This window comes from Streptomyces sp. NPDC039480 (assembly GCF_055597165.1).
On record NZ_JBVITX010000013.1, the window covers coordinates 66,565 to 79,436 of the forward strand.

The window sequence follows — 12,872 nt, forward strand, 5'->3', positions numbered from 1 at the left end:
ATCGCTCGCCCTCTCACCTGCGCCTTCGCATGAAGTAGGCGCCGCAGAGGGCACCGATGAGGCCCGTGCCGAGGAGGGCCATCCACAGGGGCATGGTCACCTCCGGGATGAGCAGGCGAATCTTGGTGCTGCGGGTGTTCTCGAAGATGAAGACGAGGGTCAGGACGACGAGCGCGGCGACGGTCACCCTGCCGGGTGTCATCAGCCCGCCGCCCGGGCCGCCGCTCTTGGAGCCGCCCGTGGAGGTGGTGGGGCTCATGGTGTGGACCCTTCCGTCGGAGGTACGCCGGCCTCCCCCGCCCCCAGCATGGGCAGCCGGGGAGCGGAGCGCGCGCGGTGGGGTGCCTCCGGGGCGGGGCGGTGGGCCGTACGGGTGACGTCGGCGGACGTCGGCGGCGGAAGGGCGCGGAGCTCAGTGGCCGACGACCGGCAGGTCGAGGACGCCGGTGTCGCCGGGGGCGCTGGTGACGGTGACGGGCTTGACGCCCTTGTTGCCGCCGTACGCCCCGTCGCTCGCCGCCACCACGAACTGCAACCGGTGGCCCTTCTCGTAGCGGTGCACGATGCCGGGCAGCGAGACCGTGAACGGCTTGGTGACGTCCGGCACCCGTACGGGCGCGACGAGGCGGTGGACGAGGGTCTTCTTGCCGTCGGGCGCGACGTCGTACAGCTTGGCGAAGAGGACGAGCTTGTCGGCGGCGTCCCCGGAGTGCTGCACGCGCTCGGTCCGCGGCGAGATCACCTTCAGGGTGGCCCTGGGCGCGCCGACGACGTCCACCGGGGCGGTGAAGGGCTCGGTCGTCCAGTCGAGGTAGGTGCCCCTGGTGTCGTGCGGCCGCGGGTCGGGCAGGCCGAGCATGCCGGCGAGCGAGGACTCCGAATGGCTGGTGGGGATCAGCCAGTTGCGGTACTCGCGGCTGCCGCGGGCCACCTTCTTCCTGTTGTCGACGAGCTTGCCGTCGCCGGAGAGGTAGAACCTGCCGCTGGGAGCGGGCACTTCGGGGGCGGTGGCGTAGGTGTTGCCCGGTTCGGTGATCCAGTCGCGGTAGTAGGCGAAGGCGGGGCCGGTGTCGGTGTCCTTCTTCAGGTGGAGGTAGCGGTCGAACCAGGCGAGGATGCGTTTGCCGACGTACGACGTCTCCAAGTTGCCCTGTTCGAGGTTGAGTTCCCCGGCATCGGGGTCGGTCGTGCCGCCGCTGTGTCCCCAGGACTGCCAGATCATCTTGGCCGTGGTGCCCTGGGCCTTGAGTGCTTTGTACGTCGCTTCGGCCTCGTTGAGGTTGAAGAGGCTGTCGGCCTGTCCCTGCACGAGGAGCGTCGGCGCCTTCACCTTGTGCAGGTAGGAGACCGGGGAGACGCTTCGCGCGAACTCCTGGAGCGCCTCGGTCCTGTCCGCCGGGTAGCGGCCGGAGTTGAGGGTGCGGATCGTCTCGCACGCCTTGGTGACGAAGTGCAGACAGTCGAGGCGGTTGATGCGGGAGGGGTCGAGGTTGGGGACGAGGAGCGGCTGGCCCTCGCCGATGAGGTAGAAGCCGTTCATCCACTGCCATTTGGCGGCGCCGGGGACGCGACGGTCGGCCGCGTTGTTCGGGTCGAGGGAGTACGCGAGGTCGTTCCAGGTGATCATCGGGACGAGCGCGTCGACCCGGTGGTCCACGGCGGCGGTCGCCAGCTGGACGGCACCGCCGTACGAGCCGCCGATCATGCCGACGCGCGGGTCGCCCTCGCCGTCGGCGGTGACGTAGTCGGCCCTTGTCCCGTCGTCGGCGGCCCGCTTGCCGCCGAGGAAGTCGATGAGCCCGGACGCCGCCCTGCCGTCGATCTCCGGGTCGTCCAGGGAGATCAGGCACCCCGACTTGCCGAACCCGAGTCCGGAGTAGACGAGTGAGACGTAGCCGCGCTCGGCGAAGGCCTTCCCGGTGGCGGCGGTCCCGTCGGACTTGCTGCCGCCGAAGCCGTTGGTGGTGAGCACGGCCGGCGCGGGGTGCGCGGCGTCGACGCCGGCGGGCCGGTACAGGTCGGCGTCGATCGTGCAGTTCCTGCCGCCCGCCTGGACGGTGAACTTCAGCGCGGTGACGGTGTACTGGCCCGCCGCGTTCGCCGGGGCAGGGGCGGTGAGCGCGAGCGGCGCGGCGAGTGCCGCGGCGGTGGTGAGGGTCAGGGCACGGCGACGGGACAAGGGGACCTCCACGCTGAGGACGGCCGACGACCGGTGACTACCGACCGGTAAGCACCGGCCCGAGTCATGCTGTGACACGTGTCAGGTATAGGTCAATGCCCATGACAGCGGTTTCTGTGGGCCCGTGAGACCAGCGTGGGCCCCTCGGACCAGCGCGGTCCGTCAGACCAGCGCGGGTCCGTCCAGCGTCAACGTCCCCGCGTCCGCGTCGAGTTCGCCCGCCACCCCGAACGGCACCGTCAACGCCCCCTCACAGTGGCCGAACCCGAACTCCTCGACCACCGGCACACCGAGCCCGCCGAGCCGGTCCGCGAAGAGCGCCCGCAGTTCGTCACGGGTCCCGCAGTTCTGCCACGAGCCCAGCACGATCCCCGCCACGCCGTCCAGCCAGCGGGCGCGCAGGAGTTGGGTGAGGATCCGGTCCAGGCGGTACGCCTCCTCGCCGGTGTCCTCGATGAAGAGCAGGCCACCGCGGGCGGAGGCCCGCGCCACGGGCGTGCCGAGGTCGGCGGCGAGCAGCGACACACAGCCGCCGAGCGTGACGCCCCTGGCCCGGCCGCCGGACAGCGGCGCCGCGTGGGCTGCCGCCGTCCGGATGACCCGGGTCTCATCCGGAGCGAAGAGGGTCGCCCGCAGGTGTTCCTGGGCCCGCGTGTTCTTCAGGAAGTCGGTCGTGGCCGTCATCGGGCCGTGCAGGGTGGCGACGCCGAGCCGCGTGGCGAAGGCCTCGTGCAGGGCGGTGATGTCGCTGTAGCCGAGGAACACCTTGGGCCCGGTGGCCCGCGTCGCCTCCCGCAGCGCCGCCCAGTCGACGAGGTCCACCATCCGCTGGGCGCCGTACCCGCCGCGGGCGCAGAACACGGCGGCCACGGACGGGTCGCACCAGGCCTGCTCCAGATCACGGGCGCGGTCGTCGTCCGCCCCGGCGAGATACCAGAACTCCGGGTGGCGGTCGCGCACATGGGGCGCGACCACGGGGTCCAGGTCCCAGCCGCGCAGGATGTCGAGGCCCGCTTCGAGCTGGTCGTCGGGGACGGGGCCGCTCGGCGCGACGATCGCGACCCGCGCGCCGGGGGTGAGGCGGGCGGGCCGCACGAGCGGTATCACTTGGTGAGCTCCAGGGTGGGCACGCGTCCCGCGAGGTCGATCCCGAACACCTGGGCGTACAGCGAGAGTTCGGCCTCGAGGGCGCGGACCATGGTGTCGGCGCGGCGGAACCCGTGCCCCTCGCCCTCGAAGGCGATGTAGGCGTGCGGAACGCCGCGCCCCGCCATCCTGGCGAGGAACCGCTCCGACTGGGCGGGCGGACAGACCACGTCGTCGAGCCCCTGGAGCAGCAGGAACGGGGTGGTGATCAGCTCGGCGTGCAGCACGGGCGAGCGCTCCGCGAACCGCGCGGGGACCTCGTCGAGCCGGCCGACGAGGGACTCCAGGTACCGCGATTCGAGGTCGTGGGTCTCCCCCGACGCGAACGCGGCGAGATCGAGCACGGGATAGATGATGGTCGCGCAGGCGTAGACGTCCGTGCTGGTCAGGGAGACGGCGGCGGTCCAGCCGCCCGCACTGCCGCCGCGGATCGCGAGCCGGGCCCGGTCGGCGGTGCCCTCGTCGGCGAGGCCGAGGGCGACGGCCGCGCAGTCCTCGACGTCACCGATGCCCCACTGCTCGCGCAGCCGGTCGCGGTAGGCGCGGCCGTACCCGGTGGAGCCGCCGTAGTTGACCTCGGCGACGCCGATGCCGCGCGAGGTGAAGTAGGCGACGGCCAGGTCGAGCACGAGGGGCGAGCGGCCGGTGGGGCCGCCGTGCGCCCACACCACGTAGGGCGGCAGCTCGTCGTCGGGGGCGATGTGGCCGGGGTGGTGCGGCGGGTAGATGTGCGCGTGGATCTCGCGTCCCGCCGGCCCGTAGAAGGTGCGGATCTGCGGTTCCGGATAGTACGTGGGGTCGACCGGGTCGTCGTGGGCGGCGCCGATGACGCGGGCGTGGCCGGTACAGGTGTCCAGTTCCACGACCTCGTACGCGCTGCGGGGGCTCGCGGCGACGCCGATCACGCGGGTTCCGTGTGCGGCGACGGTGGACGCCCACTCGGTCCAGGGGCCCGCCGAGTCGACGACCTCGCCCGTCTCGGGGTCGAGTATGCCGAGTGCGGTGGCGCCCTTGCCGTGCACGACGGCGATCAGTCCGCTCTCCAGCGGGGCGAACCAGTTCAGGCCGATCTGCCACAGGGGTCCGGCGAACTCCTCCTCGCGGGGGCAGAGCGGCCGTGCGTCGGCGGCGTCGGCCCCGGGGTCGGCCCGGTACAGGTTCCACCAGCCGGTGCGGTCGCTGGAGAACAGCAGCCGACCGTCGTGGGCCCACTCGACCTGCACAATCGATTCCTCGGGGCCGCCCGCGACGGTCCGTGCCGCGCCGAAGGTGCCGTCGTCGCGCACGTCGGCGAGCGTCAGTTCCGTGCCGTCCCACGGCATGCGGGGGTGGTCCCAGGCGATCCAGGCGGCGTGGGCGCCGTCGGGCGACAGGCGGGGTCCGGTGACGAACCGGTGCCTGCCGTCGGACAGTTCACGTACAGCGCTCCGGTCCCCGGCCGCCGACCCGTCGAGCGGCACGGCCGCGATGACGCGCCGCAGCTCGGTGGGCGCCTCGCCGGTGAACTCCTCGAGGACGCACCAGACTTCGCCGCGGTCCGCGTGGAGCACCGGGTCGGCCCAGCGCAGTCCGCCGCCGACGGCCGAGACCGGGGTCAGGGGTCTCGGTTCGGCCTCCGGGACGTCGGGCTCGTACGCGTACAGACGCTGGTCGGCGAAGTCGACGAAGACCACGAGCGGGCCCTCGGGGCGCTCGACGCCGGCCCAGGGGCGGCCACCGTACTCGACGACGCGGCTGCGCACGTTCCACGGCGGGGGCAGCACCGTGCGCTCCTCGCCGTCGGGCAGCCGCCGCACCAGCGCGCGCCGGCCCGCCTCGGTGGGGCGCGGTTCGGTCCACCAGGTCTCGGCGCCGACGAAGCCCACGTACCCCGGAGCGCCGTCGTGGGTGGCGGCGAGCTCGGCGTCGATCGGCGACGGCCATGATCCGTACGCCCGGGTCTGCATCATGTCCTTCTCTTCCCCCATTTTCCGTCAGGCCGTCCGCAGGAAGCGGTCGAGGACGCGGACGCCGAAGTGCAGTGCGTCGACGGGCACACACTCGTCGACTCCGTGGAACAACGCCTGGTAGTCGAAGCCCTCCGGTGTCCTCAGCGGCGAGAAGCCGTAGCCGGTGATGCCGAGTCGCGAGAACTGCTTGGCGTCCGTGCCGCCCGACATGCAGTACGGCACGACGTGACCCTCCGGCGCGAACTCCTCGACGGCCGCCCGCATGCGCGCGTACGTCGGCGAGTCGACCGGCGCCTGCAGCGCCACCTCGCGGTGGTGGAACTCCCAGTCGACGTCAGGGCCGGTGAGCCGGTCAAGCGTGCGGCGGAACTCTTCCTCGCCGCCGGGCAGAAAGCGGCCGTCGACGTACGCCACTGCCTCACCAGGGATCACATTGACCTTGTAACCCGACTGCAGCATCGTCGGGTTGGCGCTGTTGCGGACCGTCGGGGCGACGAGGTCGGCGGTCGGACCGAGCTTCTCCAGGAAGGCGTCCACGTCGAACCCGGGCGCTTCGAGATCGGTCTCCAGGCCGTAGAGCGTGGCCAGTTCGACGAGGGAGGCGCGGACGGTCGGGGTGAGCCTGACCGGCCAGCGGTGCTCGCCGATGCGGGTGATGGCGCCGGCCAGCCTGCTCACCGCGTTGGCGTGGTTGACCTTGGAGCCGTGGCCGGCCTTGCCGCGCGCGGTGAGCTTGAGCCAGCCGGTGCCGCGCTCCCCCGCGGCGATGGGGTAGATCTGGTTGCCCCGGCCGTCGTGGAAGGTGAAGGCACCCGACTCGCTGATGCCCTCGGTGCAGCCCTCGAAGAGCCCGGCGTGCCGGTCGGTGAGGAATCCGGAGCCGTCGGCGGCGCTGGCCTCCTCGTCGGCGGTGAAGGCGATCACGAGGTCGCGGCGGGGGCGCACCCCGGCGCGGGCCCACAGCCTGACCACGGACAGGATCATCGCGTCCATGTTCTTCATGTCGATCGCGCCCCGGCCCCACACGACGCCGTCGCGGACCTCCCCGGAGAACGGGTCGACGCTCCAGTCGGCGGCCTCGGCGGGCACCACGTCCAGGTGGCCGTGGACGAGCAGCGCGTCGGCGCCCGGGTCGGTGCCCTCGATGCGGGCGACGACGTTCGTACGGCCCGGGGTGCGCTCCAGGAGCGTCGGCTCGAGGCCCGCGTCGGCGAGGCGCTCGGCGGCGTACTCGGCGGCGGGCCGCTCGCGGCAGTCGCCGCCGCCGCGGTTGGTGGTGTCGATGCGGATGAGCTCGGAGGTGAACGTCACGACCTCGTCGAGCGCCCGCGCGTCCACCCGGTCCCCGGGCTCCTGCTCCTGGTCCCCGGACTTCGGCTCCCGCTCCTGCACCAGCTGCTGACTAGCCATACTGTTCCTCCACGGCGGCAGAGGCGATCGTCGTAACCGCCTTGAAGGTACGGATTCCCTCGTACATCGTCTCGCTGTCGTACGCGACCTTGCGCTCCCCCGTACGGCGCACGCCCGGCACCACGGTCACCGCCATGGAGAGGTGCTCGGCGTCGAACTCGACCTCCACGGTGAACGGCCCGGCGGCCACCGGCTCGTGGCGCACGGCGAGGGTGGCGGCCTCCTTCGCCGCGGCGCGGATGTCGGCCGCGGTGCGGGCCGGCGTGCGGCAGACCGCCGCGTACCGCGAGACGTGGTCCTTGACGGCGACCTTCAGCGCGCCCGGCGCGTAGCCGAGGGCGTCCTCGCAGGCCAGGTCGTCACCGGTGACGAGGACGACGGGGACGCCGTACTCGGCGACGACGTGCGAGTTGAGCAGGCCCTCGCTGGCCCGGACGCCGTCGACCCACACGCCGGTGATCTGGTTGGCGAGGTAGGTGTGCGCGAGGACGCCCTCCATTCCGGCGCCCGCGTGGTAGCCGACGAACGCGATGCCGTCCACGTCGCCGTGCTGCACGCCCTCCACCATGGAGAGCGACTTGTGCCGCCCGGTGAGCATCTCCGCGCGGTCGTCCAGCTCCTCCAGGAGCAGATTGCGCATGGTCCAGTGCGCTTCGTTGATGAGCACCTCGTCGGCGCCGCCGTCGAGGAACCCGAGCACGGCGGCGTTGACGTCCGAGGTGAACAGGGACCTGCAGCGCTCCCACTGCGGGGTCCCGGGCAGCACGTCGGCCGGCCAGGTCACGCCGGTGGCGCCCTCCATGTCGGCGCTGATGAGGATCTTCATAACCCTCTCCCCTCCCCTCGGCTCGGCGCACCAAACAGCTCACAGTGCCATGGGGCTCACACTGCCATCAGGTGCGCAGCGCGAGTGTAGACGGGGGTGCGGGCAGGCTACTCGGCGCCGGTGGCGGGCGTGTCGTCCCAGGCGAGTGACGCCATGCGCCAGCCCGCCGGGGTGCGGAGGTACTGGGTGGTCTTGTGGCCGGAGCCCTCGAACAATGCGCCGTGGTGGCGGCCGGACTTGCGGTAGGCGCTGAACCGGTGGGCGACCGAGCCGAAGATCTCGGTGCGCGCGGAGACCTCCCACTCCGAGAACTCCGTCAGCGTGCCGTCGGTGAGCATCTTCTGCCGGGGTTCGATGAACGCGTCCACGTCGTAGATCACCGGCTCGTCCCCGACGTTCGCGATGATCCTGCCCTCCGGGATGAAGACGTCACGGATGACGCCGAGGTCCGGCACGCGGCCGCCGGTGTTGGTGAAGGCGCCGACGAACACGTCCATGAGCCGGTCGAGTTCGGCCTGCACGCCGGAGCTCGACGTCTCCTCGGTGGGCGGCCACTCGTCGCGCAGGACCGACCAGACCTCGCTGTCCTGGCGCTCGCCCCGGTACGGGAAGCGCTGTCGCAGCACGCCCTCGCGGGTCATGCCGAGGCGGCGCGCGGCCTCGATGCTGCGCGTGTTGCCCGACCCGGCCCACCACTCGGCGCGGCTCATCCCGCGTGCGCGGAACGCCCAGTCGATCAGCTCCCGGCAGGCCCGGGTCACCAGGCCGCGCCCCTCCGCGGCCCCCTCCAGCCAGCAGCCGACCTCGCACACCCCCGTGTCGGCGTCGAAGCGGGTGAACATGACGCCGCCGACCAGGGTGCCGTCCAGCCAGATGCCATAGAGGCGGCCGGTGTCCGCGGCGAGGCGGTCGGCGTAGCGCTGGAGGGTGGCCGTGGCGGAGTCGAGGTCGGTGGTGAGGGTCGCCCAGGGTATCCACGGGTCGACGGTGGGCCTCGCGCGGTCGATGTGGGCGAGGAACTCCGGTGCGTGCCAGGGCTCCAGCGGGCGGAGCAGGGCACGGTCGCCGAGCGGCACAGTGAACACGGCAGTCTCGCTCTCCTGGGTACGGGGTACGGGGTACGGGGTACGGGGTACGTAACAAGTGTTCGGTACGTAAGGTAGCAGCATGCCACCCGCCCCCGGAGACCGTGAAGCCCGCCGCGAAGACGTCTCGGAGGCGGTGTGGCAGGTCCTCGCCGACAAGGGGTTCGGCGGCCTGACCCTGCGCGCGGTCGCCGCCGCGATGGGCGTCTCGACCGGCATGCTGATGCACTACTTCCCGACCAAGCGGGCCCTGCTCACCCACGCCCTCGGCCTGCTGGAGAAGCGCACGGCCGAGCGGCCGCGCAGGACGCGTCCCGCGGCGGGCCTCGCCACCGTGCGCGCCATGCTCCTGGACATCCTGCCGCTGACCCCGGGCGACACCGCCCGCAACCGCGTCTGGGTGGGCTCCTGGGGCCTCTCCCTCGCCGACGACGAGCTCGCCGCAGAGCAGGCCGGCCGCTACGAACGGCTCCGCGCGACGCTCCGCCCGCACCTCGAAGCCGCCCGCGACCTCGGCGAAGTGCCCGCCACCGCCGACCCGGAACGGCTCGCCGCCACCGCCGTCGCCTTCACCCACGGCCTGGTCGTCCAGGCCCTCTTCGACCCGGACCGGTTCTCCGTGGAGCGGCAGACCGCGCTGCTCGACGACTTCCTGGCGTCGGCGGCGGCGCCCTAGGGCTTGGGCGTCCAGACGGACGGGCGGATCACCACCGCCTCCGTCCTGACGGTGCCGCCGTGCCGGAAGGTCAGGACGAACGGGACGCGGTCGCCGAGGCGGAGCGGGCCCCGCGCGCGCACCATGATGTCCACGCCGCGCGGCGACATGGTGAGGCCCTCGCCGGCCGGGACGGCCGCGGAACCCACCATGCGCATGCCGGCGACGCCGCGGCCCGTGGGCGTGTACCGGCTGAGCATCACGTCGTCGAAGGCGGGGGACGTCACCGACGTCAGGGTGTCGTCGGACCCGCCGGTGTTGGAGATCCGGAAGAACGCGGCAGTCTCCTCCGTGTTCCCCTGCGGCCGGAAGACGGTCCCGGTGGCCACCTCGACCCGCGCCGGACTGCCCGCGCCCCCGAACCCGACCCACGTGCTGAGCAGCCCAAGCGCAACGGCACAGGCGGCGAGGGGTTCGAGCGCGCCCCCGAAGGCCTCACGGAGCCGGCGGCGGTCCGGCTTCCAGGGGTGGGGGTCGATGGTCGGGGGCGGTGCGACGGTGGGGTGGGGGTCGGCGGTCGGGGGCGGTGCGACGGCGGGGTGGGGGTCGGCGGTCGGGTGGGGGTCGGCGGTGGAGCGCCGTTCGGCGGTGCGGCGCGGGTCCCCGGTGGGGCGTCGTTCGCTGGTCGGGCGCGGTCCCCCTGCCGGGGGCGGGTCCCCCGCCGGACGCGGGTCCTCTGCCGGAGGCGGATCCTCTGCCGGACGCAGGTCCCCTCCCGGACGCGGGCCCCCTCCCGGACGCGGGCCCCCTCCCGGAGGCAGGTCCCCTCCCGGGCGCGGGCCCCCTGCCGCACTCGGCTCCCCCGCCGGACGCGGGTCCCCTCCCGGACGCGGGTCCCCTCCCGGACGCGGGTCCCCTCCCGGACGCGGGCCCCCTCCCGGACGCGGGCCCCCTGCGGGAGGCAGATCCTCTGCCGGAGGCGGATCCTCTGCCGGACGCGGGTCGGCGGTCATCGTCGGTCTCCGCTCGTGGTGCGGCGTGGTCCGCCGGGGGGCGGGGTGCGGGTGGGGTGCCAGGTGCGTAGGCGGAGGCTGTTGGCGACCACCAGTAGGGAGCTCGCCGACATCGCCGCGGCGGCCACCATGGGGTTGAGGAGGCCTACCGCGGCGAGTGGCACGGTGAGGGCGTTGTAGCCGAAGGCCCACACGAGGTTGACGCGGATCGTGGCCAGGGTGCGCCGGGCGAGCCGGACCGCGTCCGCGACCGCTTCGATGTCGCCGCGCACCAGCGTCACGTCGGCCGCCCCGATGGCCACGTCGGTGCCGCCGCCCATGGCGATCCCGAGGTCGGCGCCGGCCAGTGCCGCGGCGTCGTTCACCCCGTCGCCGATGACCGCGACCCGGTGGCCGCGCGCCTTCGTCTCCCGTACGAGAGCGGCCTTGTCCTCGGGGGTGCAGCGGGCGTGCACGTCGTCGATGCCCAGCTGTGCGGCGACCGCTCGGGCGGTGGCCTCGCGGTCGCCGGTGGCGAGGACCGGGCGCACCCCGAGGCGCCGCAGCCGGTCCACGGCGCGGTAGCTGCCGGGGCGCACCAGGTCGCCGACGGCGACGACCGCTTCGGGCACGCCGTCCACGCGGATCAGGACCGGGGTGTGCGCGGCGGCCTCGGCGGCTGTCAGCGCGCGGGCGAGTTCACCGGTCAACTCGTCGCCGGGCGTCCGTACTTCGACGAGGTGCCCGTCGACCTCGCCGCTGACGCCCTGCCCCGCCACCGCGCCGAACTCCCGTACCGGTGGCAGCGCCCGCTCGGGCAGTGCTTTCCTCGCGTACGAGGTGATCGCCCGGCCCAGCGGGTGTTCCGAGCCCTGCTCCACGGCCCCGGCGAGCCGCAGCGCCGCCTCCTCGCCGATGCCGTCGGGCGCCGCCGTGACCGCGGTGACGCTCATGCGGCCCGAGGTGAGGGTACCGGTCTTGTCCAGGACGACGGTGTCGATGTGCCGCAGCGCTTCGAGGGCCTGGGGGCCGCTGACCAGGACGCCGAGCTGGGCGCCGCGGCCGGTGGCGGCCATCAGGGCGGTGGGGGTGGCGAGTCCGAGGGCGCACGGGCAGGCGACGACGAGGACGGCCACGCAGGCGGTGACGGCCGCCTGCGGGTCGGCTCCGGCGCCGAGCCAGAAGCCGAGCACCGTGGCGGCGAGTGCGAGCACCACCGGCACGAACGCTCCGGCCACCGCGTCGGCGAGCCGCTGCGCACCCGCCTTGCCCGCCTGAGCCTCCGTCACCATGCGGGCAATACGCGCCAGTTGCGTGTCGGTGCCGACGGCCGTGGCGCGGACGAGGAGCAGGCCGCCCGCGTTGACGGCGCCGCCGGTCACCTCGGAGCCCGGCCCGACCTCGACGGGTTCGCTCTCCCCGGTGACCAGGGACAGGTCCACTGCGGAGCTGCCCTCCACGACGGTGCCGTCGGTGGCGACCCGCTCGCCGGGCCGTACCACGAAGTCCTGCCCGACGCCCAACTGCCCCAGCGGGACCAGGCGTTCGGTGCCACCTTCGCGTACGGCGACATCCTTGACGGTGAGCCCGGCGAGGGAGCGCAGGGCGGCGCCGGCGCCGTGCCGGGCCCGCGCCTCCAGGAACCGACCGGTGAGGACGAACAGCGGGACACCGACGGCCGCCTCCAGATAGACGTGTGCGGTGCCGTTGTCGGCGCTGGGCAGCAGGGTGAACGGCATGGTCATGCCGGGGGCGCCCGCGCCACCGAGGAAGAGCGCGTACGCCGACCAGCCGAAGGACGCGGCGACGCCGAGGGAGACCAGCGTGTCCATGGTCGCCGCCGAGTGCCGCAGGTTACGCAGCGCACGCAGGTGGAACGGCCACGCGCTCCAGGTGGCGACCGGCGCGGCGAGCGCGAAGCAGAGCCACTGCCAGTTGCGGAACTGCAGCGCGGGCACCATGGAGAGGACGAGTACGGGCACCGCGAGAAGAGCGGTGACGAGCAGGTGCTGCCGTTGACGCTGCTGTTCCTGGTCGGCGCCGGGTTCCGTCGGCTCCGCGCTGTCCGGTGGGCGTTCCCCGGCGGCCGGCTCGGGCGGCGGGGGCAGCTCCGCCGTGTACCCGGCGCGCTCCACGGAGGCGACGAGTTCGTCCGGTGTGACGTGCGGCGGGTGGCTGATCCGGGCGCGGCCGGTCGCGAGGTTGACCGTCGCGCTCACGCCGTCCATCCTGCCGAGCCGCTTCTCGACCCGGTTCACGCAGGCGGCGCACGTCATGCCGCCGATGGCCAGATCGGTGGTGACGGCGGCGTCCGCCGCTCCGGTGGCCATCAGTGGCCTCCGCCGTGCGTACCGCCCACGCCGCCGCCGTCCCCGCCGCCGTCGGACCCGGAGTCGGTGGTCGATTCGTGCATGCCGGGCGCGACCGGTCCGGCCGCCCTCCCCACGGCGTACGACGCGGCGAAGATCAGCACCAGCAGCAGGAGGAAGCCGCAGAGCGCGGGCGGCGGCACGAATCTCCGCCGCTGGTGGTCAGCCATCGCCCGGCCTTGGTGGTCAGCCATCACCGCTCCCGATCGCGCGCAGGCGCGGACCGGACGGCCCGCACCGCTTCAGGAGTCGGACGCGGTC

General features: G+C 73.4%; 11 protein-coding genes. 1 reads left to right on the plus strand and 10 read right to left on the minus strand.

Translation table 11 applies throughout. The features are described 5' to 3' along the window. Positions 1–13: 13 nt before the first annotated feature. From ACZ56E_RS33435 to ACZ56E_RS33465, 7 genes are all read right to left on the minus strand, one after another. Positions 14–259, minus strand: a complete 246-nt coding sequence (locus ACZ56E_RS33435) for a LapA family protein (RefSeq protein WP_468603318.1) — start codon at positions 257–259, stop codon at positions 14–16. A gap of 153 nt (positions 260–412) precedes the next feature. Further along, complete coding sequence (locus ACZ56E_RS33440; RefSeq protein ID WP_471219984.1) at positions 413–2,179, minus strand: CocE/NonD family hydrolase; 1,767 nt, start codon at positions 2,177–2,179, stop codon at positions 413–415. A 162-nt stretch (positions 2,180–2,341) separates the two neighbouring features. Beyond that, entirely contained in the window at positions 2,342–3,286 is a 945-nt protein-coding gene (locus ACZ56E_RS33445) for a S66 peptidase family protein (RefSeq protein ID WP_471219986.1), read from the minus strand. Then, positions 3,283–5,271 (minus strand): prolyl oligopeptidase family serine peptidase, encoded by a 1,989-nt coding sequence (locus tag ACZ56E_RS33450; protein ID WP_471220275.1) that lies wholly within the window; start codon positions 5,269–5,271, stop codon positions 3,283–3,285. The genes ACZ56E_RS33445 and ACZ56E_RS33450 overlap by 4 nt, the downstream gene beginning before the upstream one ends. 27 nt (positions 5,272–5,298) lie before the next feature. After that, positions 5,299–6,684, minus strand: coding sequence for a M20/M25/M40 family metallo-hydrolase (locus ACZ56E_RS33455; protein ID WP_471219988.1), 1,386 nt, complete (start codon positions 6,682–6,684; stop codon positions 5,299–5,301). Next, entirely contained in the window at positions 6,677–7,510 is an 834-nt protein-coding gene (locus tag ACZ56E_RS33460) for a M55 family metallopeptidase (protein ID WP_471219990.1), read from the minus strand. The genes ACZ56E_RS33455 and ACZ56E_RS33460 overlap by 8 nt, the downstream gene beginning before the upstream one ends. A gap of 107 nt (positions 7,511–7,617) precedes the next feature. After that, complete coding sequence (locus tag ACZ56E_RS33465; protein WP_471219993.1) at positions 7,618–8,595, minus strand: GNAT family N-acetyltransferase; 978 nt, start codon at positions 8,593–8,595, stop codon at positions 7,618–7,620. An 82-nt stretch (positions 8,596–8,677) separates the two neighbouring features. On the opposite strand from ACZ56E_RS33465, the gene ACZ56E_RS33470 reads away from it, so the two are divergent. Further along, the gene (locus ACZ56E_RS33470; RefSeq protein ID WP_471219995.1) at positions 8,678–9,271 is read left to right on the plus strand and encodes a TetR/AcrR family transcriptional regulator; all 594 of its coding nucleotides are present in this window, start codon (positions 8,678–8,680) and stop codon (positions 9,269–9,271) included. Here the strand turns inward: ACZ56E_RS33470 and ACZ56E_RS33475 are convergent. From ACZ56E_RS33475 to ACZ56E_RS33485, 3 genes are all read right to left on the minus strand, one after another. Beyond that, positions 9,268–9,639: a copper chaperone PCu(A)C gene (locus ACZ56E_RS33475; protein ID WP_471219997.1), complete on the minus strand. Its 372-nt coding sequence runs from the start codon at positions 9,637–9,639 to the stop codon at positions 9,268–9,270. The genes ACZ56E_RS33470 and ACZ56E_RS33475 overlap by 4 nt on opposite strands. Before the next feature lie 620 nt (positions 9,640–10,259). Then, positions 10,260–12,572 carry a heavy metal translocating P-type ATPase gene (locus ACZ56E_RS33480; RefSeq protein ID WP_471219999.1) on the minus strand — a complete coding sequence of 771 codons (2,313 nt, stop codon included), beginning with the start codon at positions 12,570–12,572 and terminating at the stop codon, positions 10,260–10,262. Beyond that, positions 12,572–12,805: a hypothetical protein gene (locus tag ACZ56E_RS33485; RefSeq protein ID WP_471220000.1), complete on the minus strand. Its 234-nt coding sequence runs from the start codon at positions 12,803–12,805 to the stop codon at positions 12,572–12,574. The genes ACZ56E_RS33480 and ACZ56E_RS33485 overlap by 1 nt, the downstream gene beginning before the upstream one ends. Positions 12,806–12,872 lie beyond the last annotated feature (67 nt).